Genomic DNA, 25,074 nt, shown 5'->3' with positions numbered 1-25,074 from the left:
ATTCATGGTGCGGTCATCTCCACTGCCTAGGGTCGTCCTCATCGACGGGCCGTGGGGCCCGGGACGGACCGGCCGCGACGCCGCGGCACCGTCGTGAAGGAGCAGTGTGATGCGGACCGAGCAGCAGCAGGGGCCAGGTCGACTGGACGCGCAACCGCGCACCCGATGGGTGGACCAGGCGGCGTTCTCCCGGCGTCGACCCGACCTGCGCCTGGGCGCCCGCAGCCACCGCGTCGACCGGCCCGGTGACGCCCCCGGCGGCCGGATCGCCGTGCAGCACCGCGTCCGGACCGGCACCGCCGAGTACTCCCTGCTGCTCAACGCCCCGGAGGAGACGGGCCGCCGGACGGTCGGCGACGCGCTGCGCGACGCCGTGGCCGAGCTGCGGGCCATCGACCTCACCTACGGGCCGAACCGGCCGGAGAGCCTGGTGTCCCGGCTGCGGCGCGGCGAGATCAGCCCCGAGTCGTACCCGCCGCTGACCGACCTGGTCGACCGCTGCGCGGCCATGCGGGCCGCGACCGACGGCTGGTTCGACGCCTGGGCCGTCCCCGGCGGATTCGACCCCGGCGGCCTGCTCAACGGCTGGGCGGTGGAGCGGGCCGCGGCCCGGTTGCGCGCCGCCGGCATCGTCGACTACGCGGTGCTCTCCGGCGCCGACCTGACGGTACGCGGACACGCCGCGCACGGCGGCCCCTGGCGGGTGGCGGTGCACCATCCGACCGACGGCCGACGGACCCCGCTGGTGCTGGAGATGACGGCCGGCGCGGTGGGCACCTCCGGGGTCAGCGGCCGGCAGGGGCACGTCGTCGACCCGCACACCGGAGAACCGGCCGGACAGTTGGTCGCCGCGACCGTCGTCGGCCCGGACCTGGCCGTGGCCGACGCCTACGCGACCGCGTTGTACGCGGCCGGACCGGCGGGGCTGTCGTGGTTCCGCACCGACTCGGCGTATCAGGCTCTCTTCGCCCACCGGCGCCGCTGAGCGGTGCCGTGGCGCGTCGGCCGACCTGTGGAGGGGGTCCACGGGGTGGCGCGGTCGACGGGCCGGCGATCGGCCCCCACGGTCTCGGCAACGACCGTGGGGGCCGGTCAGCGACGAGTGCGCGTGGCTCGCGCATTCGAGGGGTGCGGACCGGCCGATCGGACGGTCGACCTCGTCACCCGAAGACGGGCCGCCGCCTCGATGTTCCCGGTGACCGCACCGGTACGGTAGCGAATCGACGCAACTCGACGCAAGAGGCTCCACAGCGGACGGTATCCACCGGACACTCCCGACCACCTGCGGGAAGCACGGCGGGTCAGTGTCGCCCGGGTGAACGGGTGATGGCACGCTGTCCGCCGTGAGTTTCGATCTGAGCGTGTGGGCCCTCCACGACGGGGCCACGCCGGAGGACGTCCGGTCGGCGGTGCAGCGGTGCCGCGAGGGGCAGCACGGCGACCGGTATCCGGATCCCCGGGTGGTCGGCTTCTACCGCGCCCTCACCGCCTCCTATCCCGACCGGCCCGCCCACCAGGGCACACCGTGGGAGGTCTCACCGCTGCACGCCGCCGCCGACCACGTGGCCCTGAACCTCGTCCCCACCTGCGCGGACCAGGTGCTGCTGGACATCGAGCGGCTGGCCGGCGAGTACGACCTCATGCTCTTCGACCCGCAGGACGGCTCGGTCTACCCGCCGCCGTCCCGCGTCGCCCGCTGACTCCGACGTCCCCGGACGTCCGCCGGCCCCGACGTCCCCGGACGTCCGCCGACCTGTCGTCCCCGGACGTCCGCCGGCCCCGACGTCCCCGGGCGTCCGCCGACCCGGGGCTCCTCAGCGCCCGTCGACCCGTCGTCCCCGGCTGTCGGCTGTGGACGACGGAAGGACCCGACCGGGCCGGTCGGGTCCTTCCGTGGGCTGTGCCGGTGGGACTACTCGTCGCGCAGGTCCGCCGCGCTGGCGGCGGTCGCCCCGATCGAGTCGGCGGCCGAGGTGAGCAGGTCCGCACCGAGCGCCTGGTCGACGGTGAGCGTCATCAGCGTCTCGCCGCCGGCCTCCCGACGGGCCACCTGCATGGCGGCGATGTTGATGCCGGCCTCACCGAGCAGCGTGCCGACGGTGCCGACCACGCCCGGCCGGTCGGCGTAGCGCAGGAAGAGCAGGATGCCCTCCGCGCCGATCTCCACGTCGAACCCGTCCACCTCGGTCAGCTTGAGGACGTCCCGGGCACCGGTGTGGGCGACCGTGCCGGAGACGCTGACCGTACGGCCGTCGGGCAGCGCGCCCCGCACGGTGACCAGGTTCGGGTGGTCGGCGGTCTCGGCCTGGGTCACCAGGGCCACCTCGACGCCCCGCTCCGCGGCCAGGTGCGGCGCGTTGACGTAGGTCACCTGCTCCTCGACCACCGAGCTGAACAGCCCCTTGGTGGCGGCGAGCTTGAGCACCGACACGTCGTGGTTGACGATCTCGCCGCGTACCTCGACGGTGACGCTGGCGGCCACCCCGCCGGCCACCGCGGTGAACGCCCGGCCCAGCTTCTCGGCCAGCGGCAGCAGCGGCCGGACGTCCTCGGCGACGACGCCACCGGCCTGCACGTTCACCGCGTCCGGCACGAACTCGCCCTGCAACGCCAGCTTGACGCTCTTGGCCACGGCCAGCCCGGCCTTGTCCTGCGCCTCGTGGGTGGAGGCGCCCAGGTGCGGGGTGGCCACCACGTTGTCGAAGGCGAACAGCGGGGAGGAGGTGCACGGCTCCTTGGCGTACACGTCGACACCGGCACCGGCGACCCGGCCCTCGGCGATCGCGTCGGCCAGGGCCTGCTCGTCGACCAGGCCACCGCGGGCGGCGTTGACGATCCGGACGCCCGGCTTGACGATCGCCAGTTCCTTCTCGCCGATCAGGCCGACCGTCTCCGGGGTCTTCGGCAGGTGGATCGAGATGAAGTCGGCCTCGCGCAGCAGCTCCTCCAGCCCCACCAGGCGGACGCCGAGCTGGGCGGCGCGGGCCGGCTGGATGTAGGGGTCGTACGCGATCAGCCGGGTGCCGAAGGCGGCGATCCGGGACGCGAACAGCACACCGATCCGGCCGAGGCCGACCACGCCGACGGTCTTGCCCTGCAACTCGACGCCGGTGTACTTGGACCGCTTCCACTCGCCGGCCTTGAGCGCGGCGCTGGCGCTGGCGGTGTTCCGCGCCACGGCGAGCAACAGCGCGACGGCCTGCTCTGCGGCGGAGACGATGTTGGAGGTGGGGGCGTTGACGACCATGACGCCCCGCGCGGTCGCGGCCGGGACCTCGACGTTGTCCAGCCCGACGCCGGCCCGGGCGACCACCTTCAGGCGCGGCGCGGCGGAGATCGCCTCGGCGTCGATCTGCGTGGCACTGCGCACGATCACCGCGTCGGCCTCCGCCAGCGCGGAGAGCAGGGCGGGACGGTCGGTGCCGTCGACGTGGCGCACGTCGAAGTCGTGCGCGAGCACCTCGATGGCGGCGGGAGCGAGTTCTTCGGCGATCAGTACGACAGGATTCATCGGTCCTCGTAGACGTCGTCTTAGGTCGGCCGGGGCGACCGGGCGCCGCGATGCGCCCTGCGCCGATCCGTGCCATGGCCGTCAGGTGCCGGTCACGCACCCCACCAAGGATGGTAGGGGCCGCCCCGGTCGGCATGCCCCGGAGTACGGGGTGAGCGCCCTCACACAGCGTTGTCGCACGCCGGTCATCTGCCGTTCATCCGGCTCGTCGGCGCACGGCGCGGGCCGGTCGGGGCCGGTGAGGCATCGATCACCCCGTCCCGCCAGGTGAACCAGGCCCTGCGCACGGCGCACGTGCCCGATGCACCCGCCACCGGGACCGCCCATGTGCGCGGCCCGCGCGGCCACGCGGACCCGTGCGACACGCGGCACACCCGGCACGAGCGCACGCCCGGCACACCCGGCACGAGCGCACGCCCGGCACGAGCGGCACGAGCGGCACGCAGTATGGGCGGCATGCGGCCACGCAGCGCCGCCGGCAGCAGCCAGGGCGCCAGGGTGGCGAAGTGTCCCCCCACGTGCGCCCATCGCGGGCCCGTCCGGTATGCCGGTACATGCGGCCACGCAGTGCGTGCCGTCATACGGAGCCTTACCGCCCTACAGCATGTGCGACATGCGTTATGCGGCCATGCGGAACCTTGCGGCCACGGACACGTGCGGTGCGCTGCGACGGCCGCTCACCCCTGGTTACACAGAGAGCGGTATGCCTGACAGGAATATTTATGCCTGTCAGGCATACCGCTCTCTCCCGGGATAATGGTCAGCCGCGACACGCGCCCGACGAAGGCGACGACCAGAGCAGCCCGCCAACCGCCCATCCCGCGGCAGGCTCAACGCGCCGAGGGCTCAGCAGGCGGATGCCCAGCGGGGCGCGAGCACCGCGGGGTGGCCAGCGAGCGAGCACCGGGCGGATGCCCAGCGGGCCGAGCGCCCAGCCAGGGGCTCGGCCCGCCGGGTGCCTACCGGGTGCCTACCGGGAGTCGGCGCGGCGGGTGGATCAGGCCGTCTCGGTGAGCGGGCGGTCCACCCAGCTCATCATGGAGCGCAGCTTCTGTCCGGTCTCCTCGATCGGGTGCGCCGCGCCCTCGGCCCGCCACTTGGCGAAGTTCGGCCGACCGGCGTCGTCCTCGGCCACCCACTCGCGGGCGAACTCGCCGGACTGGATCTCGCCGAGGATCTTGCGCATCTCGTCCTTGACCCGGGAGTCGACGACCCGCGGGCCCCGGGACAGGTCGCCGTACTCGGCGGTGTCGGAGATGCTGTACCGCATCCGGGCGATGCCGCCCTCGTACATCAGGTCGACGATGAGCTTCAGCTCGTGCAGGCACTCGAAGTAGGCCACCTCGGGGGCGTAGCCCGCCTCGGTGAGCACCTCGAAACCGGTCTGCACCAGGGCCGCCGCGCCGCCGCAGAGGACCGCCTGCTCGCCGAAGAGGTCGGTCTCGGTCTCCTCGGTGAAGGTGGTCCTGATCGCGCCGGCCCGGGTGCCGCCGATGCCCTTGGCGTACGCCAGGGCGAGCGGGAAGGCGTTGCCGCTGGCGTCCTGCTCGACGGCGACCAGGCAGGGCACGCCCTTGCCGTCGACGTACTGACGGCGGACGAGGTGGCCGGGTCCCTTCGGGGCGACCATCGCCACGTCCACGTCGGCCGGCGGGGTGATCAGGCCGTACCGGATGTTGAAGCCGTGACCGAAGAAGATCGCCTTGCCCGGGGCGAGGTTGGGCGCGATCGACTCGGCGTAGATGGTCCGCTGGGCGGTGTCCGGCGCCAGGATCATGATCACGTCCGCCTCGGCCGACGCCTCGGCCGGGGTGAGCACCCGCAGGCCCTGCTCCTCGGCCTTCGGGCGGCTCTTGGAGCCCGCCGGCAGGCCGATCACCACGTCGACACCCGAATCGCGCAGCGACAACGCGTGGGCGTGGCCCTGGCTGCCGTACCCGATCACGGCGACCTTGCGGCCCTGGATCAGGCCCAGGTCGGCGTCGTCGTCGTAGTACACCTCAACGCTCATTGACTTCCCTTTCGTACGGCGGTCTCGTCGGACCGTCGTGGACTGTGTGCGGTGGCGGGGGGCGGCGCGGTCAGGCGGCGCGCAGCGCGGGGCCGGCGGTGATCGACCGCGAACCCCGACCGATCGCCACCGTGCCCGACTGGACCATCTCCTTGATCCCGAACGGCTCGAGGTCGCGCAGCAGCGCGTCGAGCTTGTCGGGGGTGCCGGTGGCCTCGACGGTGAGGGTGTCCGGCGCGACGTCGACCACCCGGGCCCGGAACAGGGCGACCGTCTCCAGCACCTGCGCGCGGGCGGTACGGTCCGCCCGGACCTTGACCAGCAGCAGCTCCCGGGCCACCGAGACCTGCGGGTCCAACTCGACGATCTTGAGTACGTTGACCAGCTTGTTGAGCTGCTTGGTGACCTGCTCCAGCGGGGACGAGTCGGCGTTGACCACGATGGTGATCCGGGAGACGTCGGGGTTCTCGGTCTCACCGACGGCCAGGCTGTCGATGTTGAACCCGCGCCGGGAGAACAGGCCGGAGACCCGGGCCAGGACACCCGGCTTGTTCTCCACCAGCACGGACAGGGTGTGCAGGGTCATGCCACCGTCTCGCTTCGCTCGGTCGGGCCGTGCCACCGCACGGTCCCGGGGAATCGGGCACTCATGTCAGATGTCGTCCTCGTCGAACGTCGGGCGGACGCCCCGGGCGAACATGATCTCGTCGTTGCTGGTGCCGGCGGCGACCATCGGCCAGACCATCGCGTCCTTGCCGACCACGAAGTCGATCACCACGGGAGCGTCGGTGATCGCCATCGCCGCCTCGATCGTCTTGTCGACGTCGTCGGCGTTCTCGCAGCGTAGGCCGACGCAGCCGAGCGCCTCGGCCAGCTTGACGAAATCCGGGATGCGGTGCTTGTGGGTGCCCAGCTCGGTGTTGGAGTAGCGCCCCTCGTAGAACAGGGTCTGCCACTGCCGGACCATGCCCAGGTTGCCGTTGTTGATCAGGGCGATCTTGACCGGGATGCCCTCCAGCGCGCAGGTGGCCAGCTCCTGGTTGGTCATCTGGAAGCAACCGTCGCCGTCCACCGCCCAGACCACCGTGTCCGGCCGACCGACCTTGGCGCCCATCGCCGCCGGGACGGCGTACCCCATGGTGCCGAGGCCGCCGGAGTTGAGCCAGGTGCCCGGCTTCTCGTACGAGATGAACTGGCTCGCCCACATCTGGTGCTGGCCGACCCCCGCCACGTAGATCGCCTCCGGGCCGGCGATCTCGCCCAGCCGCTTGATCACGTACTGCGGGGAGAGGGTGCCGTCGGCGGGCTCGTCGTAGCCCAGCGGGTACCGCCCCCGCAGGTCGTCGAGCTGGTGCCACCAGTCGGCCAGGTCGGCCCGGCGACCGGCCTTCTGCTCGGTCGTCACCGCCGCGATCAGCTCGTCGATGACGTGCTTCGCGTCACCCACGATCGGGACGTCCACGTGCCGGTTCTTGCCGATCTCGGCCGGGTCGATGTCGGCGTGCACCACCGTCGCGTCCGGGGCGAACGAGTCCAGCTTGCCGGTCACCCGGTCGTCGAACCGGGCACCCAGCGCCACGATCAGGTCGGACTTCTGCAGGCCGTAGACGGCGGCCACGGTGCCGTGCATGCCGGGCATGCCCAGGTGCTGGCGGTGCGAGTCGGGGAACGCCCCCAGCGCCATCAGGGTGGTCACCACCGGGATGCCGGTCAGCTCGGCCAGCCGGAGCAGCGGCTCGGACGCACCGGCCTTGAGCACCCCGCCGCCGACGTAGAGCACCGGCCGGCGGGCGCCGCTCATCAGCCGGGCCGCCTCCCGGATCTGCTTGCCGTGCGGGTGCAGCGTCGGCCGGTAGCCGGGCAGGTCCAGGGTGGGCGGCCAGGAGAAGGTGGTCGCCGCCTGGAGGACGTCCTTGGGGATGTCCACCAGCACCGGTCCGGGCCGCCCGGTCGCGGCCAGGTGGAAGGCCTCGGCGAGCACCTGCGGGATCTCCTCGGCCGTCTGCACCAGGAAGTTGTGCTTGGTGATCGGCAGGGTGATGCCCTGGATGTCCGCCTCCTGGAAGGCGTCCGTGCCGATCATCGGGCGGGACACCTGACCGGTGATCGCGACGATCGGCACCGAGTCCATGTACGCGTCGGCGATCGGGGTGACCAGGTTCGTCGCGCCCGGCCCGGAGGTCGCGATGCACACGCCGACCCGGCCGGTGGCCTGCGCGTACCCGGTGGCGGCGTGCCCCGCGCCCTGCTCGTGCCGGACCAGGATGTGCCGCACCGAGGAGTCGTAGAGCGGGTCGTAGGCGGGCAGGATCGCCCCGCCGGGGATGCCGAACACCACGTCGACGCCGAGCGCCTCGAGGGACCGCACCAACGAACCGGCACCGGAGACCGGGAGCGGCCCGGACGGCCGTACGGCCGGGGTGGCCGCGGCGGCGGTGCCGCGCGGCGGGGTGGTGGGGTCGGCGTCGCCGGTCGGCTCGGTGACCGTGCGGGCCCGCCGGGCGGAGTGGGCGAGGGTCTCTGGCGTGGGTCTCGTCATGGCGGTTCAGGCCTTCGGCTGGAGTTGGGTGGAGCTGCTACGACAGGTGCGACAGGAGCGCGTGACGCGCCCCGGGGTTCCGACGGCAACAAAAACGGCCCTCGTGCAGATGCACGGGGCCAGCGCACTCTCGACAGCGGGAGAGTGCGCTCAGGTAAGTACTCGCAGCGACCGGTTCGACGACATGGGCCAAGCCTGACGCATCTCACGCGATGAGTCAACTGATCCCACATGTTGGTTCACGAACGGGGGACGCCGTCCCCGGTGGGTGCCTCGTCAACCGGTCCGGCCTGCGCGGACTCCCCCTGCGGGGGGCGTGGGGCGGGCACCGGCGGCGACGCGGGCGGGTGGGACCGCAGTCGGGGCAGCAACGGCGACGGGGCCGGTCGGGGCGGCACCGGAGGCGGGGCCGGCGGAGCCGACGCCGGACGGGCACCGGGTGAGGTGGCCGCCTCCAGCATCGCCTCCAGGTGCTCGGCCGGCACCCCCCAGCCGAAGAGCGCACCCTGCCCGAACCGGCACCCGGCGGCCACCACCGCGGCCAGCTCCGTCGGGGTGGTGACCCCCTCCGCGATCACCTCCAGGCCGAGCTGGTGACCCAGCCGCATGACGATGTCGACCATCGGGGCGAAGGCCGGTCCGTCCCGACCCACCGGACGGACCGGCTCGTGCTCGGCGACCAGACTGTGGTCGATCTTGAGGATGTCGATCGGCAGCCGGCGGAGCTGCCCCAGCGACGAGTACCCCGCGCCGAAGTCGTCCAACGCGATCCGGACGCCGGTCAGCCGCAACGCGGTCAACCGGCGGATCAGCTCGTCCAGGTCGGTGGCGACGGCGTGCTCGGTGACCTCCAGCACCAGCCGCTGCGGCGGCACGTGGTGGGCGCGCAGCGCCTCGGCCACCTGCACCACGTACTCCGGGGCGTGCAGCTCGTGCGGGGAGACGTTGACCGACACCCAGACGTCGTGGCCGTCGGCGAGCCAGCGGGACAGCTGCCAGCACGCCTGGTGCAGCACCCAGGCCCCCAGCTTGGCGATCATCCCGCACTCCTCGGCCAGCGGGATGAACTCGTCCGGGCGGACGTTGCCCAGCTCGGGGTGGTGCCAGCGGAGCAGCGCCTCGGCGCCCACCGGCCGCACCGAGGGCAGCGAGGCCACCGGCTGGAACGCCAACCGCAGCTCGTCGCGTTCGATCGCGCCGCGCAGCTCGTGCTCCAGCCGGGTACGCCGGGTCAGCAACCGGTCGTAACTGCCGTCGTAGCGCTCGACCCGGTTCTTGCCACGCTGCTTGGCGTAGCGCAGGGCCAGGTCGGCGTGGCGTAGCAGGCCCACCACGTCCGGATCGCCGCCCTGCCCGGCCACCCCGATGCTGACCGACAGGAAGACCGCCCCACCCGCCTGGTCGTACGGCCGGCCGAGCACCCCCAGCAGCCGCTCGGCCACCGCGTCCGCCTCGGCCGGACGCCCCCGCATCAGCACCGCGAACTCGTCGCCACCCAGCCGGGCGGCCAGGTCACCGGGGCGCAGGTTGCTCCGCAGCCGCCGGCCCACCTCGGCCAGCACCATGTCGCCGACGTCGTGGCCGCGCATGTCGTTGACGTTCTTGAAGCCGTCCAGGTCGAGCCCGAGCAGCACGCAGTCGGCCCCCTCGCTGGCGCAGCGCTGCATCTCGCGCAGCAGGCCGCGCCGGTTGGCCAGGGTGGTCAGCGGATCGGTGTGGGCCAGCTCCCGGAAGTGCGCCTCCCGTTCGGCCAGCCGGCCGGCGTACCGGCGGACGTCGTTGAGGGTGAGGTACTGCCGGGTGACCAGCGCGAACCCCTCCAGGCTGCCGGCGACGATGCCCAACGCGTCGAACCGGCCGCCCTGCACGAGGTGGTACATCGCCGAGGCGGCCATCGCGAACATCGGGATGAAGGCGTACTCCCCGTCGCGGCGGATCAGGTCGATGTCGACCTGGCCGGGGGCGTCCACCCGGTGCACCGCGAGCGCCCCGGCGAGCAGACCCACGGCGAGCAGCGCCATCCCGGTCACCGCCATCCCCGAGCCGCCCTGGCAGACCCCGGCGGCCACCACGAGACCACCGGTGGCGGTCGCGGTGATGCCGGTGCCGAGCAGGGCCAGGCGGGTCCGGGGGCCGTCGGCGCGGGCCACCACCATCCCGGTGAGGCCGGCGGTGAGCGCCGCGGTCACCGAGGCGAGCAGGATCGCCGGGCAGGCGCTCGGCGTACCCGGCCCGAGCAGCCGGGTCGGCTCCGAGAGGAGCACCCAGCCCACGAACCAGATGGAGGTGGCCACGATCAGCCCGTCGAGCAGCAGCCGGGCGGCGGCGGACCGGGCCGCCATCGCGCCGGGCAGCCGGAGCAGCCCGGCGCAGAACGCCAACCCGGTCAGCGCGGTGCCGACGGCGATGACCGACGCCCAGCCCATGTGCCGCCCGCGCGGGTGCGCACCGTGCTCGGTCGCCCCGAGCAGGGCCACGGCACCGGCGGCCAGAGTGACCAGGGCGATCGTGGCGGCCAGGGCGAACAGCAGATGCGCCTGGCGGTGCGGCCCGCCCCGCCGCCGGGCCGAATCGGCCAGCAGTGCGGCGGCGGCGGCGGCGAGCAGGCCGCTCAACACCGCCACGGCGACCATGCCCGGGGGTAAACGCACGACCCCAACTGTGCCGGATCGGCACCGGCCACGGGGTACCGGGTGTGCAACTGTTGGGACACGGCGCGCGCGGTGGTTGCCGCCGGCCGGACGGTGCAAGACTGGTACCCATGCCTGAGCTGCGGTCGAGGACCTCCACCCACGGTCGGACGATGGCCGGCGCCCGGGCCCTCTGGCGGGCCACCGGGATGACCGACGACGACTTCGGCAAGCCGATCGTCGCCATCGCGAACAGTTTCACCCAGTTCGTCCCGGGCCACGTCCACCTCAAGGACATGGGCGGCCTGGTCGCGGACGCGGTGGCCGAGGCCGGCGGGGTGGGGCGCGAGTTCAACACCATCGCCGTGGACGACGGCATCGCCATGGGCCACGGCGGGATGCTCTACTCGCTGCCCAGCCGGGAGCTGATCGCCGACGCGGTGGAGTACATGGTCAACGCGCACTGCGCGGACGCCCTGGTCTGCATCTCCAACTGCGACAAGATCACCCCCGGGATGCTGCTGGCCGCGCTGCGGCTGAACATCCCGACCGTCTTCGTCTCCGGCGGCCCGATGGAGGCCGGCAAGACGGTGGCCATCGAGGGCGTGGTGCACTCCAAGATCGACCTGATCGACGCGATGGTCGCCTCCTCCAACGAGGCGGTCACCGACGACCAGCTCGGCGAGATCGAACGCTCCGCCTGCCCGACCTGCGGCTCCTGCTCCGGCATGTTCACCGCCAACTCGATGAACTGCCTCACCGAGGCCATCGGCCTGGCCCTGCCCGGCAACGGCTCGACACTGGCCACCCACGCCGCGCGCCGGTCCCTCTTCGTCGAGGCCGGGCGCACCGTCGTCGACATCTCCAGGCGCTGGTACGACCACGACGACGCCTCCGTGCTCCCCCGCGCCGTCGCCAACCGCAGGGCGTTCGACAACGCGATCGCCCTCGACGTGGCGATGGGCGGATCGACCAACACGATCCTGCACCTGCTCGCCGCCGCCCGCGAGGCCGAACTGGACTTCACCGTCGCCGACATCGACGCCGTCTCCCGCCGGGTGCCCTGCCTGGCCAAGGTCGCCCCGAACTCGCCGAACTACCACATGGAGGACGTGCACCGGGCCGGCGGCATCCCCGCCATCCTCGGCGAGCTGGACCGCGCCGGCCTGCTGCACCGCGACGTGCACGCGGTGCACTCCCCCTCACTGGCCCAGTGGCTCACCGACTGGGACGTCCGGGGCGGCTCACCCACCCCGGCGGCGGTCGAGCTGTTCCACGCCGCGCCGGGCGGGGTACGTACCGTCGAGCCGTTCTCCACCACCAACCGCTGGTCGACCCTGGACACCGACGCCGCCGAGGGCTGTGTGCGGGACCTGGCGCACGCCTACAGCACCGACGGCGGGCTGGCCATCCTGCACGGCAACCTCGCGCCGGACGGCTGCGTGGTGAAGACCGCCGGGGTGCCCGAGGAGTGCCTGACCTTCCGCGGCCCGGCCAAGGTCTACGAGTCGCAGGACGACGCGGTCGCGGCGATCCTCGCCAAGGAGATCGTCGCCGGGGACGTCGTGGTGATCCGCTACGAGGGGCCCAGGGGCGGCCCCGGCATGCAGGAGATGCTCTACCCCACCTCGTTCCTCAAGGGGCGTGGGCTGGGCCGGTCCTGCGCGCTGCTCACCGACGGCCGGTTCTCCGGCGGCACCTCCGGGCTCTCCATCGGGCACGCCTCCCCCGAGGCGGCCTCCGGAGGCCTGATCGCGCTGGTCGAGCCCGGCGACGAGATCGTCATCGACATCCCGGCCCGGTCCATCGTGCTGAACGTGCCCGAGGAGGTGCTGGCGGCCCGCCGGGTGGCCCAGGAGAAGCGGGACCGGCCGTACACCCCGCTCGACCGGCAGCGCCCGGTGTCCGCGGCCCTGCGCGCGTACGCCTCGATGGCCACCTCGGCCAGCGACGGCGCGTACCGTCGCGTCCCGGAGTAGGCAGGCCCCGGCGGGCTGGTGGCGCGCTCAGCGCTCGACGGCACACACCGTCAGGTCGAACACCGGCTCCTCGATCAGGGTGAGCAGGGGCCGGGACGCCGCGTGTTCCGGGTTGACGTGCCGACCGAGCACCACGACACCTACCGTCGTGGCACCGGCGGTCTTGAGCGTATGTGCGAGCGACTGCGCCCGAGAGCCGGTCGTCCAGGTGTCGTCGAGGACCAGGGGTCGAGCGGAACCTGCGGGGTCAGGAAGCCGGACGGAGAACCAGTCGCGTTGGAACCGCCGGGCCTCGGGGCCGTAGCGGGGATTCGGCACGGCGGCGAGCCAGGGCAACCCCAGCCGGTCGCCGACCATCTGTTGCAGGGGGTGCGGACCGGGCCGCCCCCGGGTGCTGGGCACGGCGATGACGTGGGTCGGTGCACCGCCCATACCGCCGGCCACGCAGTCCAGGTGATCCCTCAGGAACAGCAGCAGCAGCGCCAGCAGATTCCACCTCGCCTGCGCCGACGCCGGAGTGGACTTGTACGACCGCAGGTGGTGATGATGCTGGCCGTTGCGCGGAGAGTACGAGATCGGCACCACCACGTCGGCGAGCAACCCGCCGGACTCCGTGCGCTGCTCCCGACACGGATAGCAGGACGCGTAGCCGGCGCTACGGACTCCTCGGCAGATCGGGCAGATCAGTTCCCCGGCGGCCAGCGGGTTGCGCAGGAAGTTCCGCTGGGTCTCGACATAGCCCCGGACCCTGGCCCAGGGGTCAGAGGTTGGCGAACTCAGGAAAACCCTCCAGCTCAGGGGCGGTCGGCACCTGGTCGAGGATGGCGTCCACCGCCTCTATCAACTCCATCGTGCCGCGTGCGACGTGGACCCCGGGACGGTCGGCGAACGAGCGCGCCCAGTCGTGCCGCATGACCTGCTCGGTGAGCACCACCGGACGGCCGTGCTGGAGCGCCAGCCGCGCCTGGATGCGGGCTCCGCTGCGTTCGCCGGCTTCCACCACGACAGTCGCGGCGGCGTAACCGCTCATCACGGCGTTACGCATCGGGAAGCTCTGCTTCGTCGGGGCGGCGTCCGGCCAGAACTGGCTGATCACCAGTCCCACCCCGGCGATGTGCTCCTGGAGCGCCCGATTGCCGGCGGGATAGTGGCGACGGATGCCGGTGCCGATCACCGCGACCGTGCGCCCACCGGCCGCGAGCGCAGCCTCGTGCGCCGCGGTGTCGATCCCCTTCGCCAGGCCGCTGACCACGGTGACGTCCCGTCCGACCAGCGAGGTCGCCACCGACCCGGCTACCTCCAGGCCACGGTTACTGGCTTCCCGGCTGCCGACCACCGCGATGGCACGGGGATCGGGCCACAGGAATCCCCGCGCGAACAGCACCGGTGGCATCTCCCGGATGTCGCGGAGCTGGGACGGGTAGTCCTCATCGAAGAAGGCACGGACGGTGATGCCCTCCGTCTGCCAGGCCAGCAGGTCTCCGGCCGCCGCCTCGATGAGTGAGTCGACCGAGCGGGTGTCGGGAAGCAGGGTGTCCGCCCCGCCGACCACCCGCGCGAGCACGCCGAGCGCGGTGCCGGTTTCCTGGACCTCGTGGGTGACATCAGACCAGCTCAGGGCGGACTGGCGTAGCAGCGCTACCAGCGCCGCCCGTTCCACCGTCGCCCGGTCCATGGGCCTGATCCTAGGTGTCGGCGCGGGCCCGGTGGCGTGTTGGCCACCCGGCGGCGCGGCGGCGACCTCGTCGGCTCCGGACCTTTCCCCCACACGTCGAACATATGTTCCCCGACACGTCACGTCAATCAGGGATCACGCAGGTCGTCGCCTTCACGATCAGACCGGAGCCGGTTGCGCCGTGGCGATGGGCGGCCCTGCCGGGTCGAGTGAGGCCGATCCGCCAGCCGCAGTCCACTACCGGACAGAAGTGTCCTCCTGGACCAAAGCGGTGAGGTCGATCTCTCCGTCTGACGACCGCAGCAGGCCAGGAGGATCGACTGCCCTCCGACCAGGCAGCTTCTTCGGTGCGTTCGCGCCCACGGTCGCGCCGGTTTCTCCCCTGTTCGCCGAGTAACTTCTCGTACCACCGCCTTCACGAGGAGTCGTCGCATGTCCGAGGAGACCTGGCTCGCCGCCCGTCTGATCCCCACCTCAGGCATCAGCGGCGCGGCGGAACAGGAACGCCGGGCGACGTCCGCCCTGCTGGCGGTGATGAGCGCGGTACGGGAATTCGGGCGCGTCCTGACCCAGTCCCTCGGTGCGCCGGCCGGCACGGTGCAGACCTTCATCGAGGTGCCCTTCAAACTCGGCACCCAGCAGCTCTTTCCGGACGGCCTGATCCGGGTGACCCGGGGACAGCGCCAGTGGACCGCCCTGGTGGAGGTCAAGACCGGCAGCAACACGCTGCGGACCGAGCAGTTGGAGGCGTACCTCGACGTCGCCCGGGAACAGGGCTTCGACGCCCTCGTCACGATCTCTAACGAGATCGCGCCCGTACCGGGCCAGCACCCGACCCCCGTCGACCGCCGCAAGCTGCGCAGGGTCGCCCTGTACCACCTGCCCTGGACCGAGATCCTGACCCAGGCGGTACTCCAGAAGGAGCACCGCGGCGTGGCCGACCCGGACCAGGCATGGGTCCTCGGCGAGCTGATCAGGTATCTGGAGCACCCCCGCTCCGGCGCGCTGGAGTTCAGCGACATGGGACCGGCCTGGGTATCGGTGCGCGACGGGGTTTCCGCCGGGACCATACGGGCCAACGACAGCGGCGCTGCGGAGGTGGCCGGCCGCTTCGACGCGCTGATCCGCTACGCCTGCCTGCGGCTCGGCCGGCAGCTGGGCACCGAGGTCACCCCCGCGCTGAGTCGGCGGGATCTCGCCGACCCGGCCGGTCGCAGCCAGTCGCTGGTGAACCAGCTCGTCACCACCGGGAGCCTGACGGGCAGCATCAGGATTCCCGGTGCGGTCGGAGCACTTCAGGTCACGGCCGACCTGCGGGCCGGGCAGATCGTCTGTCATGTCGACGTGGACGCTCCCCGCTCCGGTCGACCGACGACGAGGGTGAACTGGCTGGTCCGGCAACTGAAGGACGCACCCGACACGGTACGGATCGAGGCGTTCGCCATGCATGCCCGAGGCGGCGGCGCCACGGACCTCCTGCGCCGCGTACGTGAGGAGCCCACCACGCTGATCAGCGATCCGTCCCGTGAGTTGCGCGCCTTCCGGATCGCCCAGAGCACCACGGCGGGTACCAAGCGCGGCAGTGGACGGGGTGCGTTCATCGACTCCGTGCTGATGGCGATCGACGACTTCTACGAGCAGATCATCCAGAACCTGAAGCCGTGGATGCCCGCGCCACCCCGCCTACGGACCCCCGACGACGTCGCCCCGGTGCAGCCGGTGGCCGCCAGTCTCGTCTCCACCGCCATCTCCTCCCAGGACGCCCCGGAGTTCGACGGTCCGGTGGCGGGGGCGATGCGGCTCGGGTCCGCCGCAGCGGCGGAGGAATGACCGGACAGCCTCAGGGAATCGGACGGATCTGGGTCGCCCCCCGGTAGCAGCCGGTCCGGGCCGGTGGTGACGTCCAGCCCGCGCCGGTGATCCGCACCTCGGCCCAGACGCAGGTCCGGGTACTGGTGAGCAGGTTGCCGTAGGCCGAGATGCCGGCGTAGTCGATGGTGAAGTCGTGGCTGCGGGCCGGGGTGTCCCCGTCGGTGACGGCGAGCACCACCCGGGCCGGCCGGGGCACGGTCGGCGCACCGGCCGGAGCCGGCATGAACCGGGGCCAGCTCGCCCCGCAGGCCGGGGAGTACCGCAGCTCCACCAGGCCGACCACCCGCTCGTCGACCAGCACCGCCGTGCTGTCCACGGTGGCGACGGCGGGATCGGCGGCACATCCGGCGTCCTTCGGGTCCGCCCCGTCGCGTACCCGCACGGCGGGGTCGGGCCCGGTGGGTGTCGGACCGGCCCGGCCGGCAGTCGGGGCGGAGGAGGCCGACGGGCGGTCGGCGGAGCGCCAACCGATCGAGGCCAGGCCGACGGCGAGCACCATGAGCAGGCCCGCCCCGGCAGCGGGGAGCAGCAGCCGACGGTCGGCCCGCACTGCCCGCGACGGCCCGCCGGCCGGAGAGGTCTCCCGCACCCCCGCAGCGGCGTCGGTGTCCCCGGCCGGACGCCCGCCGCCGGCCGGTTCGACGGGAGACGGCGGTTCACCGGCGGACGGGGGATCGGCGGTGCCGGGTTCGAGGGTGTCGGACACCGGATCGGGGGTGGCCGCGGCGACCTCCCGCCAGCGCCGCGTCCAGGCCGCCTCGTCGCCGCCCAGCGCCCGGACGTACGCCAGGGTGGTGTCCAGGGTGGGCAGCTTCCGGCCGCCGGCGGCCTCCGACAGCGAGCTGGACGACCGGTGCGCCCGACGGGCCATCGCCTGGTAGGTCGGCCGACCGGCCCGCTCGCGCAGGCGGCGCAGATCGGCGGCGAAGGCCTGCACCGGGTCGGCGTCGGGATCGAGGGGGCGCTCCGTCCGGGCCACCGTGACTCCTCGGAATTGATTGACCAGCGCCGGCTATTGATTGTCCAACGCCACCCAGCGTAGAGACGACCGTCGACGGAAGGTAGAGATGGAAGTCGACCTATCCCGGTCCGAATGTCGACCATCCCTCTCGGAGGAACGATGACCACCGCACCCCGCACGTCGAGGGCCGTCCGCCGGACGGTGGCGACCCTGGCCGCCGGCACCCTGGTCGCCGCGAGCCTGCTCGTGGCGAGCCCGGCGAGCGCCGTCAGCTGCACCACCACCGGCTGCGACGGCACCGACCCGATCAACACCGGCTGCTCGGCCGACGCCCGCAACGCGACCAACCAGCCGGCGTACATCATGAAGGGCGCGACCACGCTGGCCGTGGTGGAGCTGCGGTACAGCGCCACCTGCGGCACCAACTGGGGCAGGATCAGCAACCGGGTGACGCCGAACCGGGTCCAGGTCACCGTCTACCGGGACAGCCCGCGCAAGACGACCCCGTGGTACGGCGGCACCGGCGCCCAGTACTACGGCGACCAGCTCTACGGTGACAACTCGACGATCTGCGCGGTCGGCGAGGTCGTCTACGGCGGCACCACGTACACCAGTTCGGCGCTCTGCGCCTGACCTGGACAGCCCCGCTCTGCGCAGGACCGGAGCCGTTGCGGTCCGGCCGGAGCGACGGCGGGGCGGCGTGGTGCCCGTCGCCCACCGGGCGGCGGTGGGCAGCGTTTCGCCCACCGCCGCGTGCGCCGGCCGGCCACCGTCAGGTGGGGACGGTGCCGCGCAGCAACTCCCGGGCGTGGTCGATGGCGGCCGGGGTGTCGGCGAAGACCAGTCCGTCGCGGCGCAGCTCGTCGGCCACCCCGAGGGTGGCGAGCACCTGGTCGTGGTCGGGGGTGATGCCGGAGAGCAGCACGGTGATCCCCCGGCCCCGCAGTCGGCGGACGGCGTCGCCGAGCACGTGCGCGCCGGTGGCGTCCAGCGCCGACACCCGGGACATCCGCAGGATGACCACCCGGACGTCGGCCACCTCGGACAGCTCCAGCAGGAAGGTGTGCGCGGCGGCGAAGAACAGCGGACCGTCCAGCCGGTACGCCACGATGTGCTCGGCCAGCAGGGCGTGCTCCTCGGCGCTGTGCTCACCCCGGTCGAGCGGGACCTGTTCCAGCCGGGCACTGCGGGCCACCGCCCGTAGCGCGACCACCACCGCCACGGCCACCCCGACCGCGACGGCGGTGACCAGGTCCCAGGCCACCGTGACGACGAAGGTGAGCACCAGCACCAGCGCGTCGCCCCGGGTGGCGCGGGCCAGCGCCCACAGCGAGCCGGCCTCGATCATCCGGACCGTGGTGGCGAGCAGCACCCCGGCCAGCGCGGCGAGCGGGATCCGGCCGACCAGCGGGGCGGCGGCCAGCACGATCGCGGCGAGCGCCACCGCGTGGGTCAGGGCGGCCAGCTTCGACGCCGCCCCGGCGCGGACGTTGACCGCCGTCCGGGCGATCGCGGCGGTGGCCGGGATGCCGCCGAACAGCGGCGCGGCGAGGTTGGCCAGGCCCTGACCGAACAGTTCCCGGTCCGGGTCGTGCCGCTGCCCGACGGTCATCCCGTCCGCGACGGTGGCCGACAGCAGGCTCTCCAGCGCGGCGAGCGCGGCCACCGCCAGCGCCGACGGCAGCAGCACCCCGACCGCGCCGGGGTCGAGGAAACCCAGCGACGGTGCGGGAAGCCCCTGCGGCAACGCCCCGATCCGGACCAGGTCGACCGGGGCGGTCTCGGCGAGCACCGTGGCGGCGGCCACCCCGAGCAGCGAGAACGGCAGGCCGGGTCGCCAGCGTGCGCCGAGCAGCATCAGCGTCGCTACCCCGAGCGCGACCGCCGGCGCCACCGGCCGGGGGTGTACGGCGAACCGGGCGACGGCGTCGGCGGCGACGGCCCACACCCGGTCGCCGTGCGCGTCGGTCACGCCGAGCGCGGCGGGTAGCTGTTGCAGGGCGATGACCACGGCGATGCCGGCGGTGAAGCCCTCGATGACGGGGGTGGGCAGGTAGCGGACGTACCGGCCGAGGCGGGCCAGGGCGAGGGCGATCAGCAGCAGCCCGGCCAGCGCGCCGACCATCAGCACCCCGGTCGCGCCGAACTGCTGGACCACCGGCACCAGCACCACGGTCATCGCCCCGGTGGGACCGGAGACCTGGAGGTGGGAGCCGCCGAAGACGGCCGCCACCGCCCCGGCGACAACGGCGGTGACCAGCCCGGCCTGCGCGCCCAGCCCGGAGGTGACGCCGAAGGCGAGCGCGAGCGGCAGGGCCACCACCGCCACGGTCAGCCCGGCGACCAGGTCCCGCCGGGGTGCCCGGCGTACCGCCTGCCAGTCGGCGCGGTCGGGCAGCAGGCCGCGGAACCGGTCGGCGACGGCGGCGACGCTCACCGGACGGGCCGGGCCGGCGAGCCGTTCGTGGCGGGGGTACCCGGCTCGCGCCCGGCGCCGCCGGTGTCGGGCGGACCACCGAGGGTGGATGTGGCGACGGCGGGCGCGGCGACCCTGGGTCCGGTGCCGGTGGACGGGGCGCTGTCGGCGCGGAGTTCGTCGAGGAGGGCGTCCCGGTCGGTGAGGACGGTGCCCAGGATGCGCCGCCCGGCGGCCAGCAGATCGGCCACGTCGGGGGTGCTCAGCGAGTACATGACCAGCGGGCCGTCCCGGTAGGAGGTGACCATGCCGGCCCGGCGCAGCACGGCGAGCTGCTGGGAGAGGTTGGACGGCTCGACCCCGATCACGGCGAGCAGGTCGCGGACCGGCTTCGGCCCGTCCTGGAGGAGTTCGAGAACCCGGATGCGCACCGGGTGCCCGAGGGTGCGGAACAGTTCCGCCTTGGCCTGGTAGAGCGGAACCGACACGTGTGGACCTTCTCCCGATCGAAGTCGTGAAGACTTTAGCACTTGCGAAAATCTTCAACTAACCGGTCGCGGAGTTCGTGACTCCCGCTTCGGCACCGGATCGCGCGGCGTACCGCCGGAGGTCAGGCCGGCAGGAAGCGGACCGCGTCGGCGACCACGTACCCGTCGGTGCCCTCGGTACGGATCAGCACGCTGCCCGCGGTACCCGCCGGGAACCGGTACGTCCCCAGCGACACCCACTGCCCGCCCGAGGTGCGCTGGTCGACCGTCCGGGTGGTCACCCCGCCGCTGTGCACCACGTCGACCGGCACGTTGCCGGCCCGGTTCGGGTCGGCCGTCCAGCGCACCTGGACCGTCCAGTTCCCGGCCGCCGGCAGGGACGGGGTGAACCGCAGCCGGTTGACGCCCTTGCCGGTACTGCCGTCGTGCTCGTAGTCCGACCCCCAGTACCCGCCGATCGCGGTGCTGCCCACCCAGACGCCGGCGCGGGTGACCCCGGCCGACCGGTTGTCCACCACGATCTCGCCGTCGGCGGTGGGCGGCCAGCTCAGGATCTGCCCGTCCCGCCGCAACCGGGCCTGGAGGGCGGCCACGTCGACCTGCTGCACCGGCACCCCGGCGTCGACCGCCAGCACCGCCGCCGTCGCCGCCGACTGGGCGAGGATCATGAAGACCGGTTCCATCCGGATCGAGCCGTAGGCGATGTGGCTGGCCGACAGGCAGACCGGGACGAGGAGGTTGGCGCACTGCCCGGCGGTGGGCACGATCGACCGGTAGCTGACCGGGTACGGGCCGGGCACCCCGACCTGCACGTCGCCCTCGTTCCTCACCAGCCCGTCCACCACCACCCGCTGGCAGTTGTGCGAGTCCATGGTGTAGCTGGCCAGGCCGACCGCGTCGGCGACCCGGACCGTGCCCCGGCAGTCCCGCTCGGTCATCACGTACGCCGACACCATCCGGCGGGCCTCGCGGACGTAGAGCTGCGGGGGCCACCCGCCGGTGGCGGTGAACTCGTCGGCCGCCAGCCCCCAGCGGGCCACCCCCGCCCGGACCGGCTCCGGCAGCCGGGGGTCGTTGGCCAGGAACCACATCAGCCCCTGCTGGTACCTCCGGTGGTCGGCGACCATGCTGTCCCGCTGTGCCCAGGTCGCCGTCGGGTAGGCGTGGCTCGCGCCGATGAAGTCGGTGGAGAACGCCCCGGTGTTGTTCGAGTCGGTCTTGCCGCCGCCGACGCTCTGGGTGGTGAAGAACGGCCCGGTGTAGCCGGCCCGCACGTACCGCAGCAGCAGTTCGTAGTCGGCCGGGTCGTAGCCGGCCGGCTGCGGGAACGGGATCCGGCCGGCGGCCTGGGTCAGGCACATCCGGAAGTTGTACGCCTGGATCCGGTCGTCCCCGGTGCCGTTGCGCGCGACCGGGGCGGCGGAGACACCGGGGAGCGGTCCGCTGGCCGGGTTGCCCGGCACCACGTACGGGTCGACCGGCAGAGTGAACTGGTGTGCCCCGCGCAGTTGCACCCCGTTGATCGTCTCGCCGTAGACGGCGTTGGCCTCCCGCCCGACCGTGTACGACACCCCGGCGGCGGCCATCAGGTCGCCCTCGTAGGTCGCGTCGACGAACATCGGGCCGGTGAAGAGTTGCCCGTTGTCGGCCACCAGGCCGGTGATGCGGTCACCACTGCACTGCACGGCGGTCAGTCGCGCGTTCAGGTAGACCGGGATCCCGTGCTCGGTGAGCAGATCCGTGCAGACCCCGGCGGCCACGTGCGGCTCGAACACCAGCCGCATCGGCGAGTCGGGGGTGACCGGGACACCCTGGTACCTGGCGTACACCCGCCGGTAGAACTCTCCGGCGACACCGCCGATGGCGGCGCTGGTACCGCTGTCGGTGTAGCCGAGCCCGCCGGTGGTGAGCCCGCCGACGTGGTTGCCCGGTTCGACGATCACGGCGGTCCGCCCCAGCCGACGGGTCTGCACGGCGGCCACGATGCCGGCCGAGGTGGCGCCGTAGACCACCAGGTCGGCGGTGACGGTGCCGGCGGCCAGGGCGGGCAGGGCGGACATGGTGCCGGCGGTGACCACCAGGGTGGCCCCGCCGAGACGGAACAGGTGCCGGCGGGTGAACGTGGACGACATCACGGCTGCCCTTCGCAGAGGACGGAAGGAGCGCGCCGCCGCACCCGGAATGCATCGACCCTTGCTGATGGGGTCGGGACTGTCAAGGGGTGGCCGACGCCGGGACGGCACCGCCGACCAGGTCGTTGACGCAGCGCAGCACCGGCCGGGCGGTCAGCGCCGCCGGATCCAGCGGCGCACCACAGGTCACCGTGAACGTGGCCGACTCCCCCGGCAGCAGGGTGACCAGTGCCGCGTCGACCTCGGCCGTCGGGTCCAGCCGGTCCGGGAAGAGGGTCAGGTCGCGCAGCACGGTCCGGGCGGTGACCCGGACCCGCTGCCCGCCGACAACCTGCTCCACCGTCGCCTCGTAGCGGGCCGCCGGCCAGTGCGCGTCCCGGTCCTCGGCGAAGAACCACAGCGCCCGCTCGGCGGTGTCACCGGCCTCGGCGACCAGCAGCTCCCGGCGTTCCTCCCCGGCTGCCGCCAGGTCGGCCGGCAGTGGCAGGGTCACCGCCGCGTACGCCGGCACGTCGAGCTGGTACCCGGTCTTCGCCCTCGGCTCGCCGGTCACGGTGGCCCTGGTCACCGTGACCGGGGACCGCCACGGGCTGCCGGTCTCGTTCACCGCGACCAGGGCCAGTCCACCGTCGCGGGGCTGCACGGTGAGCAGCCGGTCGGCGTACGCCCGGCGCAGCGCGTACCACAGGGGCTTGCGGCGGCCGTCACCGTCGACGGCCGACCAGGAGGTGACCGGCCAGCAGTCGTTGAGTTGCCAGACGATGGTGCCGGAGCAGACGTCCCGGTGGGACCGGAAGTGTTCCACCCCCAGTTGGATCGCCCGCGCCTGGTTGAGCTGGGTCAGGTAGTGCCAGTCGTCGAAGTCGACCGGGGCGGGCAGGTGCGCGTCGAGCCCGCGGCGCAGCTTCGCGTCCCCGTCGGCCGCCTTCTGGTGGTGGGCCATGCCCGGCGAGTCGTGGGCGAGGGGCTCGTCGGACAGCGCCCGGCGCAGCGTCGCGTACGCCGGGGGCGCCTGGTAGCCGAACTCGGCGACGAACCGGGGGACGTGCTCGCGGTACTTCGTGTAGTCGTCGGTGTTCCAGACGTCCCAGAGGTGCGTGGTGCCGTGTGCCGGGTCGTTGGGGTGGATCGTCTCGACACCCGACCACGGGCTGCCCGGCCAGTACGGGCGGGTCGGGTCCAGCTCGCCGACCACCCGGGGCAGCAGGTCGAGATAGAAGCCCCGCCCCCAGGTCCGCCCGGCCAGCGGTTCCTGCCAGCCCCAGTCGTGCCAGCCCCAGATGTTCTCGTTGTTGCCGGTCCACAGCACCAGCGACGGGTGCCCGGCCAGCCGGGTCACCTGCTCCCGGGCCTCCGCCTCGACCTCCGAGCCGAACGGCTCCTCCTCGGGGTAGGCGGCGCAGGCGAACAGGAAGTCCTGCTGCACCAGCAGGCCGCGCTCGTCGGCGAGGGAGTAGAAGTCGGCCGACTCGTACCGGCCACCGCCCCAGACCCGCAGCAGGTTGACGTGGGCGTCGGCGGCCTGGGTGAACCGGTGGGCCAGCCGGTCGCGGGTGATCCGGGTGGGGAACACGTCGTCGGGAATCCAGTTGACCCCCCGGACCAGCACCGGCACGTCGTTGACGTGCAGCGTGAACGGGGTGCCGTGGGCGTCGGGGGTGGTGTCGAGGCGGACCGAGCGGAAGCCGATCCGCTGCGACCAGGTGTCCACGGTGCGACCGTCGGGCGTCGACAGGTGCACCGTCAGCGGGTGCAGGGGCTGGGCGCCGTACCCCCGGGGCCACCACAGCTCGGGGTCGGCGACGGTGAGGGTCAGCGTGGCCGTGCGCCGCCCGGCCGGGACGGTCGCCTCGCCGGTCACCCCGGCGACCTCGGCCCGGACGGTCAGCGGCAGGTCGGCCACCCGCTCGACCTCGACGTGCAGCTCCACCCGCCCCCGCCCGTCGACGACCGTCACCAGTGGACGGACGGTGCCGAGCCGGGCGGTGGACCAGGCGTGCAGCCCGATCTCCTGCCAGATCCCGGCGGTGACCAGCGTCGGCCCCCAGTCCCAGCCGAAGTTGCAGGCCATCTTGCGGATGAACGCGAACGGCTCCGGGTACGCGTTGGGCCGGTCGCCGAGCCGGTCCCGCTGCTCCTCGGCGTACCGGTACGCCGGGTCGAACCGGACGGCGAGGGTGTTCTCCCCCGGCCGCAGCGCCGACCGCACGTCGAACCGGTACGACCGGTGCATGTTGGCGGTGCGGCCGACCTCGACGCCGTTGAGGGTGACCGTGGCGACCGTGTCCAGCCCGGCGCAGACCAGGTCGATCCGGTCGTCGTCACCGGGCGCGTGCCCGAAGGTGGTGGCGTACTCCCAGTCGGTGCGGCCGATCCAGGCCAGCGAAGTCTCGTTGGCGTCGAGGAAGGGATCGTCGATCAGGCCGGCGGCGAGCAGGTCGGTGTGCACGCAGCCGGGCACGGTGGCCGGCACCGCCCGACCGGCCAGCGCGTCGGGCACCTGCGACCCGGCCACCGCACGTAGCCGCCAACCCTCGTGCAACGCCTGCCACGTCACGCTCTCACCGCGCCTCTCCCCGATGCCTCTCCCCGATCCGGGCAGCCCCGGACATCGAGGAGCGTCGACTGAACCGGATAAGTGAAGCCACCGTACGGGCCACCCCGCACCCTGTCAACGGTGTTGCCCAGCGGCCGCCACCGGACCCCGTACCGGCCACGGACACCGGTGTTGAGCAGCGGTACCGGGCAGCCTGACGGGTCGCCGCACCACCTACCGGGCAGCACCCGACCGGCCCGCTTAACCGGGCAAGCGGATCGGTCACCCTGCCGGTCGGGTTCGACCATGGCCGGCGGCACCCGG

16 protein-coding genes and 1 pseudogene are annotated in these 25,074 nt (G+C 73.0%); 5 read left to right on the top strand and 12 right to left on the bottom strand.

Annotated features, from left to right (window positions below; translation table 11 throughout):
- Window positions 1–109: 109 nt before the first annotated feature.
- The gene (locus O7612_RS07805) at window positions 110–985 is read left to right on the top strand and encodes an FAD:protein FMN transferase (RefSeq protein WP_282271785.1); all 876 of its coding nucleotides are present in this window, start codon (window positions 110–112) and stop codon (window positions 983–985) included.
- A gap of 358 nt (window positions 986–1,343) precedes the next feature.
- Entirely contained in the window at window positions 1,344–1,700 is a 357-nt protein-coding gene (locus tag O7612_RS07800) for a hypothetical protein (RefSeq protein WP_282271783.1), read from the top strand.
- Window positions 1,701–1,912: 212 nt separating this feature from the next.
- On the opposite strand, the gene serA is transcribed toward O7612_RS07800, so the two are convergent.
- From serA to O7612_RS07775, 5 genes are all read right to left on the bottom strand, one after another.
- A complete protein-coding gene (gene serA / locus O7612_RS07795) occupies window positions 1,913–3,511 on the bottom strand; it encodes a phosphoglycerate dehydrogenase (RefSeq protein ID WP_067310990.1) in 1,599 nt (532 codons plus the stop codon).
- 997 nt (window positions 3,512–4,508) lie between these two features.
- Complete coding sequence (gene ilvC, locus O7612_RS07790) at window positions 4,509–5,522, bottom strand: ketol-acid reductoisomerase (protein WP_282271778.1); 1,014 nt, start codon at window positions 5,520–5,522, stop codon at window positions 4,509–4,511.
- Between the two features lie 70 nt (window positions 5,523–5,592).
- Window positions 5,593–6,108 carry an acetolactate synthase small subunit gene (gene ilvN, locus O7612_RS07785; protein ID WP_067307043.1) on the bottom strand — a complete coding sequence of 172 codons (516 nt, stop codon included), beginning with the start codon at window positions 6,106–6,108 and terminating at the stop codon, window positions 5,593–5,595.
- Window positions 6,109–6,174: 66 nt separating this feature from the next.
- Window positions 6,175–8,061 (bottom strand): acetolactate synthase large subunit, encoded by a 1,887-nt coding sequence (locus O7612_RS07780; RefSeq protein WP_282271775.1) that lies wholly within the window; start codon window positions 8,059–8,061, stop codon window positions 6,175–6,177.
- Window positions 8,062–8,300: 239 nt separating this feature from the next.
- Complete coding sequence (locus O7612_RS07775; RefSeq protein ID WP_348774275.1) at window positions 8,301–10,712, bottom strand: bifunctional diguanylate cyclase/phosphodiesterase; 2,412 nt, start codon at window positions 10,710–10,712, stop codon at window positions 8,301–8,303.
- 110 nt (window positions 10,713–10,822) lie between these two features.
- Here O7612_RS07775 and ilvD point away from each other — a divergent pair, with 110 nt between their 5' ends.
- Window positions 10,823–12,670 (top strand): dihydroxy-acid dehydratase, encoded by a 1,848-nt coding sequence (gene ilvD / locus O7612_RS07770; RefSeq protein WP_282271772.1) that lies wholly within the window; start codon window positions 10,823–10,825, stop codon window positions 12,668–12,670.
- 27 nt (window positions 12,671–12,697) lie between these two features.
- On the opposite strand, the gene O7612_RS07765 is transcribed toward ilvD, so the two are convergent.
- Together O7612_RS07765 and O7612_RS07760 are read right to left on the bottom strand one after the other, a co-directional pair.
- Entirely contained in the window at window positions 12,698–13,270 is a 573-nt protein-coding gene (locus tag O7612_RS07765) for a phosphoribosyltransferase (protein ID WP_282271771.1), read from the bottom strand.
- Between the two features lie 160 nt (window positions 13,271–13,430).
- Window positions 13,431–14,345, bottom strand: coding sequence for a DNA-processing protein DprA (locus O7612_RS07760; protein WP_282271769.1), 915 nt, complete (start codon window positions 14,343–14,345; stop codon window positions 13,431–13,433).
- 432 nt (window positions 14,346–14,777) lie between these two features.
- On the opposite strand from O7612_RS07760, the gene O7612_RS07755 reads away from it, so the two are divergent.
- Window positions 14,778–16,175: a stress response protein gene (locus O7612_RS07755; protein WP_282271741.1), complete on the top strand. Its 1,398-nt coding sequence runs from the start codon at window positions 14,778–14,780 to the stop codon at window positions 16,173–16,175.
- Window positions 16,176–16,185: 10 nt separating this feature from the next.
- Here O7612_RS07755 and O7612_RS07750 read toward each other — a convergent pair whose 3' ends face one another.
- Window positions 16,186–17,196: a transcriptional regulator gene (locus O7612_RS07750; protein WP_282271739.1), complete on the bottom strand. Its 1,011-nt coding sequence runs from the start codon at window positions 17,194–17,196 to the stop codon at window positions 16,186–16,188.
- Window positions 17,197–17,337: 141 nt separating this feature from the next.
- On the opposite strand from O7612_RS07750, the gene O7612_RS07745 reads away from it, so the two are divergent.
- Complete coding sequence (locus O7612_RS07745; protein WP_282271738.1) at window positions 17,338–17,811, top strand: DUF2690 domain-containing protein; 474 nt, start codon at window positions 17,338–17,340, stop codon at window positions 17,809–17,811.
- A gap of 139 nt (window positions 17,812–17,950) precedes the next feature.
- On the opposite strand, the gene O7612_RS07740 is transcribed toward O7612_RS07745, so the two are convergent.
- The 4 genes and pseudogenes from O7612_RS07740 to O7612_RS07725 all read right to left on the bottom strand — a co-directional run bounded on the left by O7612_RS07740 (window position 17,951) and on the right by O7612_RS07725 (window position 24,771).
- A complete protein-coding gene (locus tag O7612_RS07740; RefSeq protein ID WP_282271737.1) occupies window positions 17,951–19,615 on the bottom strand; it encodes a SulP family inorganic anion transporter in 1,665 nt (554 codons plus the stop codon).
- A 146-nt stretch (window positions 19,616–19,761) separates the two neighbouring features.
- Window positions 19,762–20,082, bottom strand: a pseudogene (locus O7612_RS07735) (metalloregulator ArsR/SmtB family transcription factor); the annotation flags it as partial.
- 122 nt (window positions 20,083–20,204) lie between these two features.
- Window positions 20,205–22,214 carry an FAD-dependent oxidoreductase gene (locus O7612_RS07730; protein WP_282271736.1) on the bottom strand — a complete coding sequence of 670 codons (2,010 nt, stop codon included), beginning with the start codon at window positions 22,212–22,214 and terminating at the stop codon, window positions 20,205–20,207.
- An 82-nt stretch (window positions 22,215–22,296) separates the two neighbouring features.
- Window positions 22,297–24,771 carry a glycoside hydrolase family 2 protein gene (locus O7612_RS07725; protein ID WP_282271734.1) on the bottom strand — a complete coding sequence of 825 codons (2,475 nt, stop codon included), beginning with the start codon at window positions 24,769–24,771 and terminating at the stop codon, window positions 22,297–22,299.
- Between the last annotated feature and the right edge of the window lie 303 nt (window positions 24,772–25,074).

Origin of the sequence: Micromonospora sp. WMMD987 (assembly GCF_029581435.1) — a bacterium.
Lineage (GTDB): Bacteria > Actinomycetota > Actinomycetes > Mycobacteriales > Micromonosporaceae > Micromonospora > Micromonospora rifamycinica.
This window is presented reverse-complemented; position numbering and strand designations above follow the sequence as displayed.